The sequence below is a fragment of the Micromonospora sp. NBC_01392 genome, from assembly GCF_045040125.1.
Classification (GTDB): domain Bacteria; phylum Actinomycetota; class Actinomycetes; order Mycobacteriales; family Micromonosporaceae; genus Micromonospora.
Genome location: NZ_CP109549.1, coordinates 1,517,090 through 1,538,006, shown reverse-complemented (window position 1 = coordinate 1,538,006; position 20,917 = coordinate 1,517,090). Strand labels below are relative to the sequence as shown.

General features: G+C 73.6%; 22 protein-coding genes, 2 tRNA genes and 1 pseudogene. 12 read left to right on the top strand and 13 right to left on the bottom strand.

All coding sequences use genetic code 11. The annotated features are described in order from the left end of the window. Nucleotides 1-128: 128 nt before the first annotated feature. From OG767_RS07250 to OG767_RS07240, 3 genes are all read left to right on the top strand, one after another. On the top strand, nucleotides 129-1,406 hold the full coding sequence (locus OG767_RS07250; RefSeq protein ID WP_405092712.1) for an Ig-like domain-containing protein: 1,278 nt from the start codon (nucleotides 129-131) through the stop codon (nucleotides 1,404-1,406). 191 nt (nucleotides 1,407-1,597) lie between these two features. After that, the gene (locus tag OG767_RS07245; protein WP_405092711.1) at nucleotides 1,598-2,896 is read left to right on the top strand and encodes an Ig-like domain-containing protein; all 1,299 of its coding nucleotides are present in this window, start codon (nucleotides 1,598-1,600) and stop codon (nucleotides 2,894-2,896) included. 232 nt (nucleotides 2,897-3,128) lie between these two features. Next, entirely contained in the window at nucleotides 3,129-3,443 is a 315-nt protein-coding gene (locus OG767_RS07240) for a hypothetical protein (protein WP_405092710.1), read from the top strand. A gap of 378 nt (nucleotides 3,444-3,821) precedes the next feature. Here OG767_RS07240 and OG767_RS07235 read toward each other — a convergent pair. Together OG767_RS07235 and orn are read right to left on the bottom strand one after the other, a co-directional pair. Continuing rightward, nucleotides 3,822-3,897, bottom strand: a tRNA-His gene (locus OG767_RS07235). Between the two features lie 90 nt (nucleotides 3,898-3,987). Beyond that, entirely contained in the window at nucleotides 3,988-4,578 is a 591-nt protein-coding gene (gene orn / locus OG767_RS07230; RefSeq protein WP_281936007.1) for an oligoribonuclease, read from the bottom strand. A gap of 73 nt (nucleotides 4,579-4,651) precedes the next feature. On the opposite strand from orn, the gene OG767_RS07225 reads away from it, so the two are divergent. After that, on the top strand, nucleotides 4,652-5,935 hold the full coding sequence (locus OG767_RS07225; protein ID WP_405092709.1) for a glycosyltransferase 87 family protein: 1,284 nt from the start codon (nucleotides 4,652-4,654) through the stop codon (nucleotides 5,933-5,935). A 106-nt stretch (nucleotides 5,936-6,041) separates the two neighbouring features. On the opposite strand, the gene OG767_RS07220 is transcribed toward OG767_RS07225, so the two are convergent. From OG767_RS07220 to OG767_RS07210, 3 genes are all read right to left on the bottom strand, one after another. Next, the gene (locus tag OG767_RS07220) at nucleotides 6,042-6,950 is read right to left on the bottom strand and encodes a hypothetical protein (protein ID WP_405092708.1); all 909 of its coding nucleotides are present in this window, start codon (nucleotides 6,948-6,950) and stop codon (nucleotides 6,042-6,044) included. Nucleotides 6,951-7,093: 143 nt separating this feature from the next. Then, nucleotides 7,094-7,825 carry a YcnI family protein gene (locus tag OG767_RS07215; RefSeq protein WP_405092707.1) on the bottom strand — a complete coding sequence of 244 codons (732 nt, stop codon included), beginning with the start codon at nucleotides 7,823-7,825 and terminating at the stop codon, nucleotides 7,094-7,096. 16 nt (nucleotides 7,826-7,841) lie between these two features. After that, nucleotides 7,842-9,509, bottom strand: coding sequence for a copper resistance CopC/CopD family protein (locus OG767_RS07210; protein ID WP_405092706.1), 1,668 nt, complete (start codon nucleotides 9,507-9,509; stop codon nucleotides 7,842-7,844). Nucleotides 9,510-9,709: 200 nt separating this feature from the next. Here OG767_RS07210 and OG767_RS07205 point away from each other — a divergent pair, with 200 nt between their 5' ends. The 4 genes and pseudogenes from OG767_RS07205 (at nucleotide 9,710) to OG767_RS07190 (ending at nucleotide 12,639) form a co-directional block, all read left to right on the top strand. After that, on the top strand, nucleotides 9,710-10,297 hold the full coding sequence (locus OG767_RS07205) for a sigma-70 family RNA polymerase sigma factor (protein ID WP_405092705.1): 588 nt from the start codon (nucleotides 9,710-9,712) through the stop codon (nucleotides 10,295-10,297). 30 nt (nucleotides 10,298-10,327) lie between these two features. Then, nucleotides 10,328-10,836, top strand: a pseudogene (locus OG767_RS07200) (MauE/DoxX family redox-associated membrane protein). Next, a complete protein-coding gene (locus OG767_RS07195) occupies nucleotides 10,829-11,545 on the top strand; it encodes a DsbA family protein (RefSeq protein ID WP_405092704.1) in 717 nt (238 codons plus the stop codon). The pseudogene OG767_RS07200 and the gene OG767_RS07195 overlap by 8 nt, the downstream one beginning before the upstream one ends. Beyond that, nucleotides 11,542-12,639, top strand: a complete 1,098-nt coding sequence (locus OG767_RS07190; RefSeq protein WP_405092703.1) for a hypothetical protein — start codon at nucleotides 11,542-11,544, stop codon at nucleotides 12,637-12,639. Before OG767_RS07195 ends, OG767_RS07190 begins: the two co-directional genes overlap by 4 nt. 144 nt (nucleotides 12,640-12,783) lie before the next feature. Here OG767_RS07190 and OG767_RS07185 read toward each other — a convergent pair whose 3' ends face one another. The 4 genes from OG767_RS07185 to OG767_RS07170 are packed head-to-tail and all read right to left on the bottom strand — an operon-like array spanning nucleotide 12,784 to nucleotide 15,461. Continuing rightward, nucleotides 12,784-13,551 (bottom strand): energy-coupling factor ABC transporter ATP-binding protein, encoded by a 768-nt coding sequence (locus OG767_RS07185; RefSeq protein WP_405092702.1) that lies wholly within the window; start codon nucleotides 13,549-13,551, stop codon nucleotides 12,784-12,786. Next, entirely contained in the window at nucleotides 13,548-14,318 is a 771-nt protein-coding gene (gene cbiQ / locus OG767_RS07180; protein ID WP_405092701.1) for a cobalt ECF transporter T component CbiQ, read from the bottom strand. Before cbiQ ends, OG767_RS07185 begins: the two co-directional genes overlap by 4 nt. Before the next feature lie 16 nt (nucleotides 14,319-14,334). Further along, nucleotides 14,335-14,742 carry a PDGLE domain-containing protein gene (locus OG767_RS07175; protein ID WP_405092700.1) on the bottom strand — a complete coding sequence of 136 codons (408 nt, stop codon included), beginning with the start codon at nucleotides 14,740-14,742 and terminating at the stop codon, nucleotides 14,335-14,337. Beyond that, the gene (locus OG767_RS07170; protein WP_396858833.1) at nucleotides 14,739-15,461 is read right to left on the bottom strand and encodes an energy-coupling factor ABC transporter permease; all 723 of its coding nucleotides are present in this window, start codon (nucleotides 15,459-15,461) and stop codon (nucleotides 14,739-14,741) included. Before OG767_RS07170 ends, OG767_RS07175 begins: the two co-directional genes overlap by 4 nt. 124 nt (nucleotides 15,462-15,585) lie before the next feature. Between OG767_RS07170 and bcp the strand changes: the two genes are divergently transcribed. From bcp to OG767_RS07150, 4 genes are all read left to right on the top strand, one after another. Then, nucleotides 15,586-16,056, top strand: coding sequence for a thioredoxin-dependent thiol peroxidase (bcp, locus tag OG767_RS07165; protein WP_107162775.1), 471 nt, complete (start codon nucleotides 15,586-15,588; stop codon nucleotides 16,054-16,056). A gap of 31 nt (nucleotides 16,057-16,087) precedes the next feature. Further along, nucleotides 16,088-16,615 (top strand): HNH endonuclease signature motif containing protein, encoded by a 528-nt coding sequence (locus OG767_RS07160; protein ID WP_405092699.1) that lies wholly within the window; start codon nucleotides 16,088-16,090, stop codon nucleotides 16,613-16,615. 13 nt (nucleotides 16,616-16,628) lie between these two features. Then, nucleotides 16,629-16,714, top strand: a tRNA-Leu gene (locus OG767_RS07155). Nucleotides 16,715-16,778: 64 nt separating this feature from the next. Further along, on the top strand, nucleotides 16,779-17,303 hold the full coding sequence (locus OG767_RS07150) for a GNAT family N-acetyltransferase (RefSeq protein ID WP_405092698.1): 525 nt from the start codon (nucleotides 16,779-16,781) through the stop codon (nucleotides 17,301-17,303). A gap of 123 nt (nucleotides 17,304-17,426) precedes the next feature. Here OG767_RS07150 and OG767_RS07145 read toward each other — a convergent pair whose 3' ends face one another. From OG767_RS07145 to rfbB, 4 genes are all read right to left on the bottom strand, one after another. Then, on the bottom strand, nucleotides 17,427-18,470 hold the full coding sequence (locus OG767_RS07145) for an expansin EXLX1 family cellulose-binding protein (RefSeq protein WP_405092697.1): 1,044 nt from the start codon (nucleotides 18,468-18,470) through the stop codon (nucleotides 17,427-17,429). A 54-nt stretch (nucleotides 18,471-18,524) separates the two neighbouring features. Further along, complete coding sequence (locus OG767_RS07140; protein WP_405092696.1) at nucleotides 18,525-18,821, bottom strand: hypothetical protein; 297 nt, start codon at nucleotides 18,819-18,821, stop codon at nucleotides 18,525-18,527. A 213-nt stretch (nucleotides 18,822-19,034) separates the two neighbouring features. Continuing rightward, entirely contained in the window at nucleotides 19,035-19,913 is an 879-nt protein-coding gene (gene rfbD / locus OG767_RS07135; protein WP_405094153.1) for a dTDP-4-dehydrorhamnose reductase, read from the bottom strand. Beyond that, on the bottom strand, nucleotides 19,910-20,908 hold the full coding sequence (gene rfbB / locus OG767_RS07130) for a dTDP-glucose 4,6-dehydratase (protein ID WP_405092695.1): 999 nt from the start codon (nucleotides 20,906-20,908) through the stop codon (nucleotides 19,910-19,912). The genes rfbD and rfbB overlap by 4 nt, the downstream gene beginning before the upstream one ends. Nucleotides 20,909-20,917: the final 9 nt, after the last annotated feature.

Here is a 20,917-nt window from a genome sequence, read left to right as displayed (position 1 = left end):
GGGTCCACCCTTCGGACGAGCTTAACCGGCGAAACCGGCCAAAACCGACAGCCGAGCCCCTACGGGGACGGGCGTCATGGCGTCGATGGGGCACGATGTCCGCCAGGCACGCTACGACAGGGGTGGGCATGGGCAGGTTCGCGCGGGCCGGGGCGATGGTGGGCGTCCTGGTCCTCACGGCGTCGCTGGCACTGACCGGGTGCGGCGGCGACGAGGAGAAGCCGGCCTTCGTGCCCGGCCAGCAGCAGGAGGTCGGTGGCGTCTCGTCCACCGCGCCGGACCCGACGAGCACCCCGTCGAGCGACGCGGCCCCCGCCGCGTCGCCGCTGACGGTGAGCCCGGCCGACGGCGCGACCGGCCGGCCGGCCAGCACCGAGATCAGCGCCCGGGTCCCGGGCGGCGGCACGGTGTCGAAGGTCGTCCTGACCACCGCCGACGGCACGGCGGTCAACGGGCGGATGCGGCGTGACGGCTCCAGCTGGGTGCCGTCCACCCCGCTGAAGTACGCGACGAAGTACACCGCCACGGTCACCGGGACCGGCCCGGACGGCGCGACCCACCAGGGCACCAGCACGTTCACCACGATGGGCAAGCCGAAGTCCACCATCGGCTCCGGCCTCTACCTGTTCAGCGACAAGACGTACGGCGTGGCCATGCCGGTGGTCGCCGAGTTCTCGCCGGGCATCCCGAAGAAGGACCGGGCCGCGGTGCAGAAGCGCATGTTCGTGCAGACCGATCCGCCGCAGCCCGGCGCCTGGTACTGGGTGACCAACGGCACCCAGGCCTACTACCGCGCCCCGGAGTACTGGAAGACCGGGACCACGCTCACCGTCCGGCTGGCGCTGGCCGGCATCCCGCTGAGCAACGGCCGCTACGGCAACGTCGACCGGAACGCCACCGCGAAGATCGGCCGCGCGTTCGAGATGACGGTGGACAACGCCACCAAGAAGATGACGGTCTCGGAGAACGGCGCGGTGATCCGTACGCTGCCGGTGAGCCTGGGCAAGAAGAGCACCCCGTCCTCCAGCGGCACCATGGTGGTGATGGAGAAGAAGGAGTCCACCGTCTTCGACACCCGCGACGAGCCGGACCCGAACAACCAGTACGTAACGAAGATCGACTTCGCCCAGCGGCTCACCTGGGGCGGTGAGTACATCCACGCCGCGCCCTGGTCGGAGGGGGTGCAGGGCCGCCGGAACGTGTCGCACGGCTGTGTGAACGTGTCGATGGCCGACGGTCGGTGGCTGTTCGGCAAGACGCTTGTCGGCGACCCGATCACGGTGAAGGGCACCGAACGGCGGCTGGCGCCCGGCAACGGCTGGACGGCGTGGAGCCTGAGCTGGTCGGAGTTCGTCGCCGGCAGCGCCCTGCCGGTGCCGAAGGGCGGGCAGGGCGCACCGTTCTAAGCGGCGTACCGTTGTCGGACGCGGCCGCTTGCGGCGGCGCCGGGACTCGTCCCCAGCAACGAAGCGCCGGACGACGACAGGATCGTTACACCGTCACCGGGGTGTTCCGGTTCACTTCCGGCAACGAGTACCCGGTCCGACGCGTCTGACCAGAGACGATCGGGACCGCGCAGCACACTTGTGAGGGAATCATGCGAGCTGGCCAGGACGAACCGATCCGGGGCGGGAGCGCCCGCCGCGGCGGGCGCCGCGCATTCGCCGCCGCGGTGCTCGTCGCCACCATGGCGTTGACGGCCTGCACCGGCGGCGGCGACAAGCCGTCGAGCTGGCAGGGCGGCGGTGACGGCGGCGAGAAGGCCCCGAAGGCGGCGGCCACCATCAGCGAGCCGACCGCCGACGCCAAGGACGTCCCGGCCACCACCGCCATCACCTTCACCACGAAGGACGCGCAGGAGACCGCCGTCGAGCTGAAGGACGCCACCGGCAAGGCGGTCGAGGGCACCCTCGCCGCCGACGGCAAGAGCTGGGAGCCCGCCACCGCGCTTGACTACGCCCAGACGTACACCGCGACCGTGACGGCGACCGGCGACGACGGCAAGCCGGCGACCGCCACCAGCACGTTCACCGTGATGGCCAAGCCCGCCAAGCAGGTCCGGGTGACCAGCTTCCTCGGCGACAACCAGGTCGTCGGCGTGGGCATGCCGCTGATCGTGAAGTTCGGCCGGGCCATTCCGGAGGACTACCGCGACGACATGCAGCGTCGGATGACGGTGACCGCGCAGCCGGCCCAGGAGGGCATCTGGCGCTGGATCAGCCCGACCGAGGTGCACTACCGGCCCAAGACGTTCTGGAAGGCCAACAGCACGGTCTCCTACCAGGTACGGGCCAACGGGCTGCCGCTGGGCGACGGCTGGTACGGCCGTTCCGACCTGACCGTCGACGTGAAGATCGGCCCGTCGTTCGTGATGACGGTGGACAACCGCACCAAGCGGATGACCGTCACCAAGGACGGCAAGGTCGTCAAGACGATCCTGGTGAGCCTCGGCAAGAAGAGCACCCCCTCGTCCAGCGGCACCATGGTGGTCATCGAGAAGCTCCGGCACACCGTCTTCGACACCATGGAGGAGCTGGGCCCGGAGGAGGGCTACCGCACCGAGATCGACTACGCGCAGCGGCTCACCTGGGGCGGCGAGTTCATCCACGCGGCCCCCTGGTCCGAGGGCGTGCAGGGACGCTCGAACGTCTCGCACGGCTGCGTGAACGTCTCGATGAAGGACGGCAACTGGCTGTTCGCCAACACCCGCCTGGGCGACCCGATCACGGTCAAGGGCACCGAGCGCAAGCTCCAGAACGGCAACGGGTGGACCGACTGGAACATGAGCTGGGACGAGTACGTCAAGGGCAGCGCCCTGCCGTACGAGCCGCCGGCCGCGCCGGGCGACGACGCCAGCCCGGACGCCGGGACGCCCAGCGCCGAGCCGACCGCCTGACCGGACCCCGCACACGACGAAGCCCCCTCCCGAAGGAGGGGGCTTCGTCGTAGGCTGAGCGCAAGAACTGGAGAGTTGACGGCGGGGGCAACAGGTACTTCAAGCTGTACTGCCCATGCCCTGAAAAGCACTGGAAGACCGGGAAGTGCACCCCCCCCCCCTCTGGTGCGAACTGCCTAAAAGATCTCATTGGGCAGCTCAAACGAGCCACATGCTGGGAGAAGGGATGATCATGCAGCAGCATCGCATCGCGATCCAGATGACGCTCGAAAGTACGCCACACGGCACCGACGCGCAGTACGAGGAGTTCCTCGACGCCGTGCAGGAACACCTCGACAACCTGGACTGCGAGGTGCAGATGGCTGCCAGCCTGGCCGATCGCACCGTGGAGTTCGCCACGAGCATCGAAGCCGACGACTTCGAGAGCGCCGTCCACATCCTTCTGTCGCAGGTACGCGCCGCCCTGCACGCCGCGGAGTGCCACACGGACGACTGGCCGCAGTACGTGGCGACCGACCGCAGCGTCCGAGAGCTACACGCGGTCTGACCATCCAACGCAACGCAACGCCCCGCCCACCCGAAGGTGAGCGGGGTGTTGTTCGTGTGGCGTTGGAGTTCCCCACCGAGGTGCCGGTGCTGCGAACGCTCCGGGGTGGCGGTCGCCGCCTCGGGTGCCGGTGGAGTGCCAGCTCAGGGTGAAGACGGGGCATCGGCATGAGGTGCGCTACCGCTGGCAGCCAGCCCGCACCGCCGCCCTCTACCTGCTGGCCTGCGACCTCATCGGCTGCCCCCGCAGCCGGCAGACCGTGGGGCGTTCCGCGTCGGCGTGGCCGTCGGCAGGATGCGCCGCCTGTGACTGCCCCCGCCGTACTCCCCGGATACGCGTCAGGGCCGGTGAAAACCGGCCCTGACCTGGGGTAACGCTTGGGGTGACTGATGGGAATTGAACCCACGACAACCGGGACCACAACCCGGTGCTCTGCCAACTGAGCTACAGCCACCATGCTCGCCGCTCCGGTCACCCGGGCGGTGCGCGGACCAATAATAGCCACACCCGGCCCCGCCCCGTCCACCGGGTTCCGACCCGGACGTCAGAGCTGGGCGGCGATCGCCTTCGCGGTCTCCACGTCCGGGCCGGGCAGCGGCACGAACAGGGTCCGCCGGTAGTACTCCAGCTCCCGGATGCTCTCTCGGATGTCCGCCAGCGCGCGGTGGGCCAGGCCCTTCTGCGGCTGGCCGAAGTACACCCGCGGGTACCAGCGTCGGCACAGCTCCTTGATCGAGGAGACGTCGATCATGCGGTAGTGCAGGTGGGCGTCGAGCCGGGTCATGTCGCGGGCCAGGAAGCCCCGGTCGGTGGCGATCGAGTTGCCGCACAGCGGCGCGGTCCTCGGGTCCTTCACGTGGCTGGTGACGTAGTCGAGCACCAGGTCCTCGGCCTCGGCGAGGGTGACCGTGGACCGGCGTACCTCCTCGGTGAGGCCGGACTTGGCGTGCATGGTGCGCACGATCTCCGGCATGCCCGCGAGCGCCGCGTCGTCGGCGTGGATCACCACGTCCACGCCGTCCCCGAGCACGTTGAGATCGGGGTCGGTGACGAGCGCGGCGACCTCGATCAGGGCGTCCCGACCGAGGTCAAGCCCGGTCATCTCACAATCGATCCAGACGAGAAGATCAGCCACCGGGACAGACTACGCGCCGCCGACCCGCCCGCGCCTCGGCCCGGTCGGCCAGGTGGACCGCTAGGGTTTCCCCGTGCCAGCCGAACCCGTCGCCCCACCCGCCGTCACCCCGGACGACGCGGGCGGGCGTACGGCTCGGCGGGTGGTCACCGTGCTGGCGCTGGCGGCCATGCTGCCGGCGCTCTACCTGCCCGGCTTCGTGCACGACTACTTCGACCTGAAGATCTACATGCGGGCGATGGACTGGTGGGCGGCCGGGCACCCGCTCTACGACTACGTCCAGCCGGACCGGGTGCAGGGCGCGCTCTACTTCACCTATCCCCCGTTCGCGGCGCTGCTGCTGCGCCCGTTCGCGCTGCTGCCGCTGGGGGTCACCATCGCCGCGTTCACGGTGCTGACCGTGGCCGGCGTGGTGGTCACCACCCGCTGGCTGGTGACGCCGGTGCTGCGGCGGCACGGCCTGCCGCGCGTGTTCGGCCTGACCGTCGCCGTGCTGATGGTGCTGGCGGTGGAGAGCACCCGGGAGACGATCACCTTCGGGCAGATCAACATGCTGCTGGTGGTGCTGATCCTGGCCGACCTGCTGTTCGCCGTACCCCAGGGGCGGCGCTGGGCAGGCGTGGGCGTGGGGCTGGCAGCGGCGCTCAAGCTGTTCCCCGGGATCTTCGTGCTCTATCTGCTGGCCGCCCGGCGGTGGCGGGCCGCGGCGGTGGCGGCGGCGACCGCGACGGCGGCCACGTTGCTGGCGGCGGCGGTCGCGCCGAACGACTCGTGGCGGTTCTGGACCCATGAGCTGTGGGCCACCGACCGGGTGGGCCGCACCGACTACACCGGCAACCAGTCCCTGTTCGGGCTGCTCAGCCGGATCACCGCGCCGGAGGAGCCGAGCCGGCTGCCGTGGCTGGTGCTCGCGCTGCTGGTCGCCGGCTACGGGTTGTGGCGTGCGGCGCGCGCGGCGCGGGCCGGGGACGCGCTGGCCGGCCTGACGCTGACCGGCCTGGTCGGCGGCCTGATCTCCCCGATCACCTGGACCCACCACCTGTACTGGTTCATTCCGGCGGTGGTGGTGCTGGTGGACGCCGCGCTGGACGCCGACCGGTCGACGGCGGCCGGGACCCGCCGGCGTCGTGGCCTGCTCGCGCTGGCCGTGGGCACCGGCGTGGTGATCGTGTACGGGGTGGTGACGTTCCAGGACTGGGGCGCCGGTCCGGCGCGTACCGACGACCCGGTCGACTTCGTCACGCGTAACGCGTACGTGCTGCTGAGCCTGCTGCTGCTGGCGGTGCTGCCGGTCCGCCGGCGGACCGCGACGGTCGTTGAACGGACAGACCTCGCAAACGGTGGCGTTCGGCGCTAATCTTGTCCCAACTACCTCTGTTTTCTCCCAGGTAGCACCGAATTCCCCCGGTGACGGTGGCCCTCCGCGTCGGCAGCGTGGAGGGCCACCTGCCGTCGCGCCGGGATCACCTGTCGTCCCGCCGGGAGACCGGCGGCCACGACCAGTCGCGGCCGGCCGGCAGGTCGGCCAGGCTGGCCGGGCGCCGGCTCGGCGCGGAGGAGATCGCGGCGCGGCTCCGCCCACCGGCGGCCGGGCCGACGGCGACCAGTTGCCGGTCCGGGCCGGACGCCCGGTCCGGTTGTCGGCTTAGCTCGCTCAGTGAGCTGATGCCGAGCCGCCCGGCCAGCACCGGGACCTGGTCCGGCTCGACCACGAAGACCACCTCCCGGGGCCGGTGCGGGCGCAGCAGCACCAGCACGGCCAGGATCACCAGCAGCGTCCCGCCGGCCAGCGACGCCCACGCCGCGCCCGGGAACCAGCCGGCCCGCACCTCGCCCCGCAGGCTCAGGTCGAGCCCGCCGGCGCCGTCGGCGCGCATCACCACCAGGCTCAACGACCGGTCGCCCAGCTCGGCGGGGCGCCACTGGAGCGAGCCGACGCCCTGGCGTACCCAGAAGGACTGCCCGGCCGGGACGGCGGTGGCGACGCCGACGGTGGCCGGGTCGAGCCGGACCGGCAGCGGGCCCCGGGTGACCGCGACACGCCGCACGGTGCTGTGCGGGACGTCGGCCAGCCAGCGGCGCACCTGGTCGGTCGGGGCAAGGCCGAGGAACACCGGGCCACCGGCGTCCCGCGCGGACAGCCGCAGCCGGACCTGCCCGGTGCGGGCCGCCGGCAGGTCGGCCCGCAGCAGCGCGTCCACGTCGGTCACCACGACCGCGCGGGCGGGCGTGCGGACCGGTTCGAAGCGGGCGGTGAAGCCGCCGGCCGGATCGGCGTGCCGGGCGGTGAGCCAGAGCCCGGCACCCGCCAGCAGCGCCGGAATTCCCAGGGCCAGCAGCAGCATGCCGGCGATCGTGCGTACGAAACGCATTCGCGTCGTCCCTCTCGGTAGCCAACTACCCGGCCGACCTTACCGACGACGCTCCGCCGATCGCCGGATATCCACCGCACCCGGCCCACCGACGGGCACCGGCCCGGCGGACGTGATCCGCCGGGCCGGTGACCGTGCCGTGCTCAGGACTTCGCGGCGGGCTCCCGCCGGGTACGCGCGAACGCCAGCCCGCCCAGGACCAGGCCGGCCAGGCCGGCGACCAGCCCGGCCACCCCGAACGCGGTGGCCGCCCCGGAGTCCGCGTCGTCGTCATCGTCGTCGTCCGCCGCGACGGCCGGCGCGCTCGCGCCGGGGGACGCGGACGCCCCACCGGCGGCCAGCGCGAGCACCGGGGCCGGGTTCTCCGGCTCCTCCGCGCCCGGCGTGGGCTCCTCGATCCAGCGGGAGACGTTGCCGTCGGAGTACGTCTGGAGCACCTTGAACACCATGGTGTCGACCTGTGGCAGCGGCCCCATCGAGACCGGGAACTCCTGGAACTCGCCCGGCTTCACGCCACCGTTGGGCGCCGCGGTGAACGTGAGCTTGGAGACCGCCTCGGTGAGCTGGCTGCCGTGCACCTCGACCGGCGGGTCGACCTTGCGCTTCTCCACCGCCACCGTCCAGCCCGGCACCGGCATGGTGGAGACGGAACCGACAGGCGCGTTCGCCGGCAGGTTCACCTCGACCTTGACGGTCGACGCCGTGTCGCTCTCGTTCGGCACCCGGAACGCGAACCGGCCGTAGCCGCCCTGCGTCCCCTCCTTCGGGTTGATCGTGACGTGCGCCGAGGCCGACCCGGCCAGGCCGAGCACGGTCGCGGAGACGGCGGCGAGAGTCAGCGCGGCGGCGGTCGCGGAACGCCGGAGACGGATCATCAGAGGGAACCTTCCGTTACTTGATCGGCACGGTGGCGGTCACCGTGGCCTGGTCGATGTCGGACGTGCGGACGGTGATCCGGAGCTGCCAGTCGCCCCGGGCCGGCAGGCTGACCTCGCCGGTGGCGTGGTTGTCGCTCAGCGGCAGCAGCGGCACCGTGATCGGCTCGATCCCGGCCGACGGCAGCGCCGCGGTGACCTTCCACTCCTGCACCGCCTGCGGCCGGTTGTCGGTCGTGTAGGCGTAGAGGTGCAGCGAGTTGTTGCCGGTCTCGGCCGGGTCCAGCTCCACCTGGAGGGAATACTTCGGGCTGCTCAGCGTGGTCGAGAAGTAGTCGACCGAGCCGCCGGTCACGCCGGTGCCCACGGTCCGCGCCGGGGTGGTCTGCACGAGGGTGGCGGACAGGCCGAGCACCACCGCGGTGATCGCCAGCTCGGCCACCACGGCCCGCCGCATCGCGCCCGGCCGGCCGGCGGCGACGCGCCGCCGCACCAACGCCCGGGAGTACGCGGCCACGCCGACCACCAGCGCGAACAGCGCGATCTTGGCGAGCAGCAGCCGGCCGTACGTGGTGTCGACGAGCGCCTTCGGGGTGGCCACCTCGATCAGCCCCTGCACGGTGCCGGCGAGCAGCAGCGCGGCCACCGCGAGCGCGGCCCAGCGGGACCAGATCGGCAGGATCGCGCCCAGTTCGCGCTCGTCCGCGCGGCGCAGCAGGAAGACCGCCAGCATCACCAGGCCGCCCAGCCACACCGCCATGCCGCCCAGGTGCACGGCGTCGACCACCACGGAGACCGCCGGCGCGGGCGAGGCGGCGGCGTGGCCGGCGAGTGGCCAGGTGAACAACGCCGCCCCGCCCAGGACCGCCAGGATGATCCCGTCGGTGCGGCCGACCGGCCCGGCGAACAGCGGACGGAGCAGGAACGCCGCCGCCGCGAGCAGGCCCAGCCGGACCAGGTGGGTGGCGCCGTAGGTGCTGCCCAGCACGTCGCCCAGGCCCGCCGAGGTGACGTCGAACAGGCCGCCGCCGTTCGTGTAGGGCACCTGGAGCCACAGCTCCGCCAGCGTGGCCACCGCCAGCACGCCGAGCCCGGCCCAGGCCAGCCGCGCCGGCCCCCGCCGGGACAGCCGGCGCGGCCAGAGCGCGGCCAGCACCAGCGCCGGGCCGACCAGCAGCAGCAGACCGACGTAGCCGGCGTACTTCGCCACCTTGACCGCGTTCTCGGTCACCGGGTTCGCCCGGTTGTCCGAGCCGGTGTCGGTCGGCGGCTCGGACGGGGCGCCGACCGAGTAGGTGAACGCGCCGGAGACCGGGTGGCTGTCCGCCGAGATGACCCGGTAGCTCACCAGGTAGGTACCGCGTCCGCCGGACGGGTCCACCGGGATGCTGACCTCGGCGCCCCGGAACGTCGGCTCGCCCCGGTCGGCCCGCGAGCCGTCCGGGGCGATCACCCGCACCTTCCCGGGGACCTTGCGGACCCCCTCACTGAACGTGATCACCACCTGGGCGGGCGCCTCGGGCACCACCGCGGAGGCGGCGGGACTGCTGCTCACCAGCACCGCGTGGGCGCTGGCCGGGGTGGCCGGGGCGAGGAGCAGGGCGAACAGGAGGAGCAGCAGCCCGGCGGCGGCCCCGGAGCGGGCGGCGACGGCCCCGGGCGGGCGGCGTACGGCAGCATTCATGACCGCCATGGTTCCCGACCCGCGCGGCCTCCGGCGAGCCGACCTCCGGCGGACACGCCGAGGCGCCCGGTCCGCGCGCTGGTCGGAGGTCATGCGGGGGTAGTCGGTGAGTGGGTGGGAAAAGTTCCGGCGTGTGCCGGACCACGGAATGGGCCGAAGGACCCTGTCCGGCACAGGTACGCCGCGTAACCTCGTCTGACGTGATCCCCGCCCCGCGCGACACCGCCGCCGACCGCCTCCCGGCGGGGCCCGGGGCTGCGCGGGAGACGGTCACCGACTGGGCGCTGGCGGCCCGGCACGGCGACCCGGACGCACGGGCCGCGTTCGTCCGGGCCACCCAGGCCGAGGTCTGGCGTTTCACCGCCGCCCTGGTCGACCCGGACAGCGCGGACGACCTGACCCAGGAGACCTACCTGCGGGCGTTGCGCGCGCTGCCCGGCTTCGAGGGCCGGTCCACCGCCCGCACCTGGCTGCTCGGCATCGCCCGACGGGCCTGCGCCGACCACCTGCGTACCCTGGTGCGCCGCCGCCGGCTCGACGAGCGGCTCGCCGCCCAGGCGGCCACCGACCGGCCGTACCCGGACCCGGCCGGCCAGCTCGGCGCCACCGACCTGGTCCGCCGGCTGCCCGCCGAGCGGCGCTCCGCGTTCGTGCTCACCCAACTGCTCGGCCTCTCCTACGCCGAGGCCGCCGACGTGGAGGGGGTGCCGGTGGGCACCATCCGTTCCCGGGTCGCCCGGGCCCGCGACGAACTGGTCGACGCCGTCGGCGACACGCGGGCCGGATAGCGGGAACCTTTCATGACCGCCGGACGACGAATGACTGTGCACCCCTCCCCTGCCGCCGCGCGCTGGCCGGCGCTGCGCCCCTGGCTGGGCGTCGCGGCCCGCCTCGGCCTGGCCGCCGTCTGGCTGGTCGCCGGCGGCGCCAAGGTCGGTGACCTGGCCGCCTCCGGCCGGGCCGTGAACGCCTACCAGGTGATGCCGTACGACGTGGCCACCGTGATCGGGGCGGCGCTGCCGTTCGTGGAGCTGGCCCTGGGCCTGCTGCTGCTCGCCGGGCTGGGAGCGCCGGCGTCTCCGTGGCGCTGCTGGTGGTCTTCGTCACCGGCATCGCGTCGGCCTGGGCCCGCGGCCTGGCCATCGACTGCGGGTGCTTCGGCAGCGGCGGCCAGCTCGGCGCCGGCGAGACGCCGAGCTACCTCCCGGAGATCCTCCGGGACCTCGGGTTCCTGGCACTGGCCGGGTTCCTGCTGATCTGGCCCCGCACCCCGTTCTCGGTGGACGGGTGGCTCGCGGGCGACACCGTGGAGGACGACGATGAGTAGCCGCAAGGGCCGCAAGGACGCCTCGCGCGTGGTACGCGAGCAGATCGCCCGGGAGAAGCGCCGCAAGCGCACGCTCTTCACCACCATCGCCGCGGTGCTGGTGCTGGTCATCGCCGGCGGCATCGGCTGGGCCGTCTACTCCTCGCAGAAGTCCGACGACTTCACCGCCCCGCCCGGCGCGAACGACGGCGGCACCGGCATCGTCTACGGTTCCGGCCCGGTCACCATCGACCTCTACGAGGACTACCTCTGCCCGGTCTGCAAACAGTTCCAGCAGGTCAACGGTGAGACGGTGAACCAGCTCGTCAGCGCGGGCAAGGCCAAGGTGGTCTTCCACCCGGTCGCGTTCCTGAACCGTTTCTCCACCACCGAGTACTCCACCCGCTCCTCGGCCGCCTCCGGTTGCGCCGCGAAGGGCGGCAAGTTCCGCGAGTTCACCGACCAACTCTTCGCGAAGCAGCCGGCCGAGGGCAGCGCCGGGCTCAGCAACGACGAGCTGATCGACATCGGCGTGGGCGTCGGGCTGAACCGGGACGACTTCGGCTCCTGCGTGAACGACGGCACGTACACGGCGTGGACCGGGCACGTCACCGACGAGGCCAGCCGGTCCGGCGTCACCGGCACCCCCACCATCAAGGTCAACGGCACCGAGCTGGCGGACAAGAGCCCGGACGGCATCAAGGCGGCCGTGGCGGCGGCCGGCAAGTGATCCCCGCACCGCTGCGCCGGGCCGGGCTGCTGGTCGCCGCCGCGACCACCGCCCTGCTCGCGTCCGCCTCGCCGGCCGCCGCGCACGGCGCGGACGCGCCGGACGGCACCGAATACCGGGCCACCGTCACCGGCGTCGGCCCGGACCGGACCGGGCTGACCGCCCGGATGGTGGAGGCCGGCGCGCGGCTGGAGCTGACCAACCGCGGCGGCGCCGACATCACCGTGCTCGGCTACTCCGGCGAGCCGTACCTGCGGATCGGCCCCGGCGGGGTCTTCGAGAACAGCCGCTCGCCGGCCACCTGGCTGAACCGCACCATCGCCGGCGAGACCCGGCTCCCCGCCGAGGCCGACCCGGCCGCCGCGCCGGCCTGGCGGCGGATCGCCGACGGGCCGACCCACCGCTGGCACGACCAGCGCACGCTCTGGCGGTCCGACGGCCCGCCCGCCGCCGTCGCCGCCGACCCGGGCCGCGTCCAGCGGGTCCGCGACTGGGTGGTGCCGCTGCGCGCCGGCGACACCCCGACCGAGGTACGCGGCACGCTGGACTGGGTGCCGCCACCCGACCCGTACCCGTGGTGGGTGGCCGCCACGCTCGGTTTCCTGACGCTCGGCGCGGCCGGGCTGGTGCCCGGCGGCACGGCTGCCGGCGTCCGCGCGCTGCGCGCGGTGGGCGGACTGCTCGCCGTGGGGGGCGCGGCCACCGTGGCGCTCACCGTCGGCCGGGCGCTCGACACCGGCGCGCCCGGGGCCGGCGGTCTGCTCGCCGAACTGGTCACCGGCCAGGTGTGGACGCTGCTCACCGGCCTCGGCGCGCTGGCCGCCGGCGGGTACGCGCTGGCCCGCCGGCCGGCCGCCGACTTCACGCTGGCGCTCGCCGGCGCCTGCCTCACGCTGTTCGCCGGCGTGTCCAACCTCGCCGTGCTGGCCCGCTCGGTCCCCCCGGCCGCCGGCCCGCCCACGCTCATCCGGGTCCTGGTCACCGTGGCGCTGGCCACCGGTGCCGGCGCGGTAGCCGCCGGCCTGCTCCGCCTCCGCACCACCGCCCGCACCACCCCCCGCCCCGCCCCGCCCCACGCAACCCTGATCCCCTAACCCACCCCGCCCCGCCCCACCCCACCCCGCCCCGCCCCGCCCCGCCCCGCCCCAGCGATCTTGCAGTTGCGGCCCGCCTGGTGCGGCTTCTGCCCTTTTTGCCGGGGCGGAAAGTGCAAGATCGCCGAGGGCTCGGGGGCCGGGTCAGGGGTGGGGGAGGGGCGGGGTGAAGCCGTAGGGGAGTTCCAGGCGGTGCTGTGCGAGTAGGGCGGCGTCCGCGAGCAGGTCCGGGGTGGGGGCGTCGGCCACGATCCGGCCGCCGTCCAGGATCACCGCGCGGGGGCACAGCTCGGCCGCGTACGGCAGGTCGTGCGTGACCATCAGCAGCGTCACCGGCAGGGCGAGCAGGATCTCCGCCAGCTCCCGGCGGGCCGCCGGGTCGAGGTTCGACGACGGTTCGTCCAGCACCAGGATCTCCGGCCGCATCGCGAGCACGGTGGCCACCGCCACCCGCCGCCGCTGCCCGAACGACAGGTGGTGCGGCGCCCGGTCCCGGTGCTCGGTCATGCCCACCGCCGCCAGCGACTCGTCGACCCGTTCCGCCAGCTCGGCCCCGCGCAACCCCAGGTTGGCCGGGCCGAACGCGACGTCCTCCGCCACCGTGGGCAGGAAGAGCTGGTCGTCCGGGTCCTGGAAGACGATGCCGACCCGGCGGCGCACCTCGGCCAGCGTGCCCCGGTCGCGGGAGACGGTCAGACCGCCCACCTCGACCGTGCCCTCCGTCGGGGTGAGGATGCCGTTGAGGTGCAGCACCAGCGTGGTCTTGCCGGCGCCGTTCGGCCCCAGCAGCGCCACCCGGTCGCCGCGCGGCACGGTCAGGTCCACCCCGTGCAGGGCGACGTGACCGTCCGGGTACGCGTACCGGACGCCACGGACGTCCAGGGAGAGCGGCGGCTGCACGTACCCGATCATTGCAGGACGAGCGCGGCGGCGGCGATGGAGGCCGCGATCACCGGGACCGTCGCGGCGACCGCCCACTGCCCGGCGGTGGCCGCGCCGGCCCCCTGCCACACCGCCGGCATCCGGCCGGTGTAGCCGCGCGAGACCATCGCCAGGTAGACCCGCTCGCCGCGCTCGAACGCGCGCAGGAACAGCGCGCCGACACCGGCCGCGAAGCCGCGCAACTGCCAGAGGAAGCGCGGGTCGTCGCCCCGGGACACCCGGGCCAGCCGCATCCGCCGGGCCTCGCCGACCAGCACCTCCAGGTAGCGCAGCATGAACGTGGCGATCTGGGTGAGGATCTGCGGGCAGCGCAGCCGGTCCAGGCCGAGGATCAGGTCCCGGGTCGTGGTGGTCGCGGCCAGCAGGAGCGACGCGAGTACGCCAAGCGTGCCCTTGGCCAGGATGTTGAACGCGCCGTGCAGCCCGTCGACGGAGAGGCTCAGCCCGGCCACCCCGACCCGCTCACCGGTGCCGAGGAACGGCAGCGCGAACGCGAACAGCACGAACGGCAGCTCGATCAGCGCCCGGCCGAGCAGCCAGCGCGGACCGACCCGGGCCAGCGCCGCCACGACGACGACCAGCAGCGCGTACCCGCCGAACGCCCAGTACGCCTCCCGGGGCGTGGCCACCACCGCCACCGTGAACAGCACCATGGCGGTGATCTTCACCTCCGGCGGGAGGCGGTGCACCGGCGAGCCGGACTCGCGGTAGAGCACGTGCCCGTGCCCGGCGCCCATTCGTCGCTCCCCCGGCTCAGCGGGTGCCGGCGGGTTGCGTGGTGGTCCCACTGTCGCCGGTGGCCGGGCCGCTCGTCGGGCCGGTTGCCGGGTTGCGGCGGCGGGCCAGCCAGAACAGGCCGCCGCCGAGCGCGAACGTGAGCAGCACGCCGAGCACGCCGGACAGGCCGGTGGAGAGGAAGTCGTTGCCGATCCCCCGGACGCCGTAGTCGGCCAGCGGGCTGTCCGCCAACTCGTGGTCCTTCGCCTGCTGGGCCGGGCAGTCACCGCCGGTGATCTCGTCGTCGGCGTTCACCGTGCAGCCCTTGAGCAGCGACGAGTCCAGCCCGTCCGGGTGCGACGAGGCGTAGTTGCTGACCACGCCGGCCAGCAGCAGGGCGACCAGCAGGCCGCCGAGGAGGAACGGCCAGGAACGCTTGCTCATCGGGCACCTCCGGCGACCGGGACGGCGGGAACCGGGACGGCCGGCTTCTTCAGGGCGCGCAACGCGTACACCAGATCGGGGCGGACCTTGGCGACGGTGACCACCGTGGTCGCGGTGATCAGGCCCTCGCCGATGCCGATCAGCAGGTGGGCGACGGCCATCGTGCCGGCCAGCCCGCCGAGGTTGCCGCCGAGGTCGGTGGTGCCGCCCAGCCAGTACTGGAGCACGAAGCCCTGGGACGCGACCACGACGCTGACCAGCGCGGACACGAACGCGGTGACCGCCAGCCCGGCCGGGGTGCGCGGCAGCACCCGCAGCAGCAGCGCGATCAGCAGGTACGCGGCGGCGGTGCCCAGGATCGCCATGTTGGTGATGTTGAGGCCGAGCATGGCCACCCCGCCGTCTCCGAACACCAGGGCCTGCACGACCAGCACCACGGCGACGCAGAGCGCGCCCACCCACGGGCCGACCAGCAGCGCGGCGAGCGCGCCGCCGAGCAGGTGACCGCTCACCCCGGCGGTGAAGATCGGGAAGTTGAGCATCTGCACGGCGAAGATGAACGCGGCCACCAGGCCGGCCATCGGCGCCAGCCGGTCGTCGAGGTCGGCCCGGCCGCGCAGCACGCAGAACGTGAGCGCGGCGAGCGCGAAGGCCGCGAAGATCGCGGCGACGGGACCGTCGATGATCCCGTTGGAGATGTGCATCGCCAGGGTTTCCACGGGCAGAGCCTATTTCCCGGGAGACGTTGTTGCCAATCCCTTGCAACAAGCCATGGTGATGATCACCGTCCGGCCGCGCGTCGCCACCCGCATCCGGCCCGCGCGCGGCGGTATCGTTCCCGCCATGACCGACCGCCTGAACCCCGGCGACCCCGCCCCCGACTTCGCGCTCCCCACCGACGACGGCGGGACGCTCTCCCTGGCCGACCTGCGTGGTCGCAAGGTCATCCTGTACGCGTACCCGGCCGCCATGACGCCCGGCTGCACGAAGCAGGCGTGCGACTTCCGCGACTCGCTCGCCTCGTTGCAGTCCGCCGGCTACCAGGTGGTCGGCATCTCCCCGGACAAGCCGGCGAAGCTGGCGAAGTTCCGCGAGCGGGACGCGATCACGTTCCCACTGGTCGCCGACGAGGACAAGGCGGTGCTGACCGCGTACGGGGCGTACGGCGAGAAGCAGTCGTACGGGCGCACCGTCACCGGCGTGATCCGTTCCACGTTCGTCATCGACGCCGACGGCAAGATCGAGCGGGCGCTCTACAACGTCAAGGCCACCGGGCACGTCGCCAAGCTGCGCCGCGACCTCGGTCTCGACTGACGCTGTCGGAGGCCGCCGCTACCGTCTGCGGGTGGTCCGCTACCGGTACTCCCCCGAGCTGCTGGCCGCGACCGCCGCGCGGGCGCACAGCGTAACCGAGGTCATGCGGCTGCTCGGGGTGCGGATCAGCGGCGGGTCGCACGCGCACATCAGCCGGCAGCTCAAGCGCTTCGGCATCGACACCTCACACTTCACCAGGCAGGCCCACAACAAGGGACAGCCGAGCCCGCGCCGGACGACGTCGTCACAACTACTCCTCCTACTTCCGGCAGGCTCACGGCGCACTCCCGGCACCCGGCTGAAGTGGGCGCTGGGCGACATCGGTGTGCCGCAGGAATGTGAGCGGTGCCGCTGCGGGCCGGTCTGGTTCGGCCGCCCACTGACCCTGCACGTCGACCACATCAACGGTGACTTCCTCGACAACCGGCCGCCCAACCTGCGGATCCTCTGCCCGAACTGTCACAGCCAGACCGACACCTTCGCGGGCCGCAACAAGGCCGGCGACGCCCGTCGTTCCGGCACGGGCCGGGCTGCACACCACTCCGGCCCCACGCCTTAGACTCAGCAGGTCGGCGGGAGTGGCGGAACGGCAGACGCGCAGGCCTTAGGAGCCTGTGTCCGAGAGGACGTGGGGGTTCGAAACCCCCCTCCCGCACCATCAGCAATGTCGACCGCGTCACCAACACGCGCCGTCATTGGGGCGGCCACCGCAGGATGGCGGCGTGGACCTGCGTTTCGTGCTCGACCCCGACCTGACCCCCGAGCTGCGCGAACGGCTCGTCGCCCTCTGGGTGGAGGCGACCAACGCCGGCGGCGCGGTCGGCTTCGTCGCCCCGGTGAGCGCCGCCGAGGTGCGCCCGGTCGCCGAGTCGACGCTCGCCGACGTCGCCGACGGACCGGACCGGCTGCTCGCCGGCTACCAGGGTGACCGGCTCGTCGCCGTCCTGGTCATCAGCGACAACCGTTTCCACCTCAAGACGCACTGGCGGGTGCTCAAGCGCGTCATGGTGCACCCCGACACCCAGGGACGCGGGTACGGGGCGGCGCTGATGCGCGAGGCCGAACGGGTGGCCCGCTCGCTGGGTGTGACGGCGCTGCACGTGACGGTCCGCGACGGGCTCGGCCTGGACCGCTTCTACCGCCGCCTCGGCTACCGAGAGGTCGGCCGTCTCCCCGCCGCCCTACGCCTGTCCCCCACCGACTCCCGGGACGAGATCCTCATGTGGCAAGACCTCCCCCTCCCCTGACCGCCCACCCCACCCGCCCCGAGGAGGGCGCTGTTTCACGGAAAGCGTGGCCATTCCGGCCCGGATGGCCACGCTTTCCGTGAATCAGCGGGCACGGGGTGGGGTGAGGGGGGTGGGGGTGGGTCAGGTGCAGGTGGGGGCGGCGGCCTCGCGGAGGGGCGTCAGCGGGGACGGGGAGGCCGGGAGCGGGGTGGCCGAGGGTGGCGTGGGCGGGGGTGGGGAGGCGGGACGGCTGGGGGTCGGGGTCGGGCGGGGAGACGACGGCGAGCGGGACGGCTTCGCGGTACGGGCGGTGGTCGCGGTGCCGCCGCCGTACATCCGGGTGGTGCTGCGCTGCACCTGACCGGGGAGCATCCGGATGCCGGTGGCGGTGACCCGGTGGCCGGACACGTCGGTGACCCGGATCGCGTACGGGCCGGGGCCGGCGCCGGACGTGATCAGCCAGTAGTTGTAGTCCTCGCGCGCCGCCGCGCGCCACGAGCCGTTCTGCCGGACCTCCACCGAGCGCAGCGGGTTGCCGTGGTCGCCGACCAGGACGGCGAACCACCACTGTGACGCGCCCTCCTTGAGGCGGAACGTGAGCGGGCCGGGCAGCGGCGGGTCGACCACGGCCCGGTAGCGGACCTGCACCACGCCCTGCACCGGGTCGGCGATCCGGGCGAACGCCTCGGCGGAGAGGTCCAGGTGGCCGGGGGCGCACTCCGGGCACTGGTCCATGACGAGCACCCGGACGGTGCCGCGCGGGCCGGTGACGTCGAGGAAGCCGCCGCAGGACGCGCCGGCCGCGTACTCGCTCGGGCCGAGCGCGACGTAGAGCCGGTTGGCGGGCGCGGCGGGCCGGGAGCAGTTGCCGCCGGCGCCCTTCGAGTCGTAGAACGTGGCCATGCCGGTGTGCGTGACGCCACCGGCCGGCGGGGCGGCCAACGGAAGGGACGCGCGAACGGGGACGGCGGCCAACGGGAGGGCCGCGCGGGGTGGGGCGGCGCAGGCGGGGGCCGCGCCGCCGCGTACCGCGAGGGTCACCGCGACCACGGCGGCGAGGGTGGCCAGGCCGGCGGCGGCGAGCCGGCGGCGGGCCCGGGCCGGGGTACGGCGACGACCGGTCCGGGTGGGCGGGCGCCCGTCGCCGGTGGACGTGGAGGGGTGGGGCGCGCTGCCGTCGGTCACGCCGGTCGATGCTGCCGGACCGGGTGGTCACCGGACAAGCGGGCTAAGCGAAAGCTAAGGCCGGTGCGCGCGGGCGACCGAGGCGAGACCGGCCAGCTCGTCGGCGAGCTCCGGGCGCTGCCGCAGCGCGTCCTCCAGGCGGACCCGCCAGAGGCCGGTCTCGACCGGGAGGCGGGCGTCGCCGGCCCAGCGGACCCGGTTGCGGCTCTCGACGAGGGCGTCCCCGGCGGCGGGCCCGAACAGGCCGCCGAACTCCTGGTGGAGCCAGCCGAACAGGGCGTCGTCCCGGAGCGCGTCGCCGATCACCCGGGCCGTGTCCCACGCCACCCGCGGCTGGTGGATCACCTGCATCTCGACTCCTCGGTCCGATCCGGTCGTTTCGGCCATCATCGATCCCGCGCGGTTCTGCCGCAAGGCCCGCGCCGGGCGGGCGGGCGGGCCGACCGGCGGACGGCGTCGTCCGTCCGGACGAGGGTCATCCTGGCGGAGGTGGTCCGGGCCGGCCGTCGAGGTCGGCCGCGCCGTTGCTCCAGGGCGACGACCTGGCCGTGATCGGGGCGCACGTCACCGCCGCCAACCTGCCCGGTGGCCGGCCAGCGCCTCGGCCAGATCCGTGTGCCAGTTTCCGGGCGGTGGCAGTTTCGCGGCGGCCCACCGGTCGTGGGCCAGCACGCTGTAGCGGGGGCGGGGCGCCGGGCGCGGAACGCGGTCGCCGGCGGTCGGGCGGACCCGCGCCGGGTCCAGGCCGGACAGTGCGAACACCGCGCGGGCGAGGCCGTACCAGGTCGTCTCGCCGGACGCGGTGCCGTGGTAGACGCCCGGCGCGGCGTTGCCGACCAGCGCCGCGTCGGCGAGCGCGACGAGCCGCTCGGCGAGCCGGTACGACCAGGTCGGTTGCCCGTGCTGGTCGGCCACCACGTCGAGCTGGTCGCGGTCGGCGGCCAGCCGCAGCACGGTGGTGACGAAGTTGCGCCCGTGGCCACTGTAGAGCCAGGCGGTCCGCACCACGTACCCGCGCTCGGGCAGCAGCCGGGCCACTGCCCGCTCCCCGGCGAGCTTGCTCCGCCCGTACGCGTTGACCGGGCCGGTCGGCGCGTCCTCCGGGTACGGCCGGGTGGCGTCGCCGCCGAACACGTAGTCGGTGGAGACGTGCACGAGTCGGGCGCCGGTGGCGGCGCAGGCCCGGGCCAGGTGCGCTACCGCGTCGCCGTTGACGGCGGTGGCGTCGCGTTCCCGGGTCTGGGCGCCGTCCACATCGGTCCACGCGGCGGCGTTGAACACCACGTCGTGCCCGGCGACCGCGTCCCGTACCGCGTCCGGGTCGGTGATGTCGAGGTCGGCGCGGGTGGCGGCGGTGACGGACCGGTCGGGGCGGGCGCGCAGTACGGTCACCAGGTCGCGGCCGAGCATGCCGCCGGCGCCGGTGACCAGCAGCCGGGTCACCGGTGCGCCGCCTTCAGCGGCTCCCACCAGGCCCGGTTCTCCCGGTACCAGCGCACGGTGTCGGCCAGGCCCCGGTCGAGGTCGATGCGCGGGGCGTACCCCAGCTCGTTCTGGATCTTGGTGATGTCGAGCGAGTAGCGGCGGTCGTGGCCCTTGCGGTCACCGACCGGCACCACCCGGTCCCAGCCGGCGTCGCAGGCCGCCAGCAGCCGGCCGGTCAGCTCGCGGTTGGTCAGTTCGGTGCCGCCGCCGATGTGGTAGACCTCGCCGGCGCGGCCCTTCTCCTGCACCAGCGCGATGCCGCGGCAGTGGTCGTGCACGTGCAGCCAGTCCCGGACGTTGCCGCCGTCGCCGTAGAGCGGCACGGTGCCGCCGTCGAGCAGGTTGGTGACGAAGAGCGGGACGATCTTCTCCGGGAACTGGTACGGCCCGTAGTTGTTGGCGCAGCGGGTCACCACCACGTCGAGGCCGTGGGTGCGGTGGTAGGCCAACGCCAGCAGGTCGGCGCCGGCCTTCGAGGCCGAGTACGGGGAGTTCGGCGCCAACGGCCACTCCTCGGTCCAGGAGCCGACGTCGATCGAGCCGTACACCTCGTCGGTGGAGACGTGCACGAAGCGGCGGGTGCCGTGGCGCAGCGCGGCGTCGAGCAGCGTCTGGGTGCCGAGCACGTTCGTGGTGACGAACGGGGCCGCGCCGGCGATGGACCGGTCCACGTGCGACTCGGCGGCGAAGTGGACGATCACGTCGTGGCCTCCGACCACGGCGTCGACGAGGGCCGCGTCGCAGATGTCGCCGGGCACGAAGCGCAGGCGGCGATCGTCGCGTACCGGGTCGAGGTTGGCCGGGTTGCCGGAGTAGGTGAGCTTGTCCAGCACGGTCACCGCGGCGGGCACCGGGTCCGGCGTCCACGCCCCGTCGCCGCCGGGCCGCCCGAGCAGCATCCGCGCGTACTCCGAGCCGATGAAGCCGGCGCCGCCGGTGACGAGGATCCTCACGGATCGTGG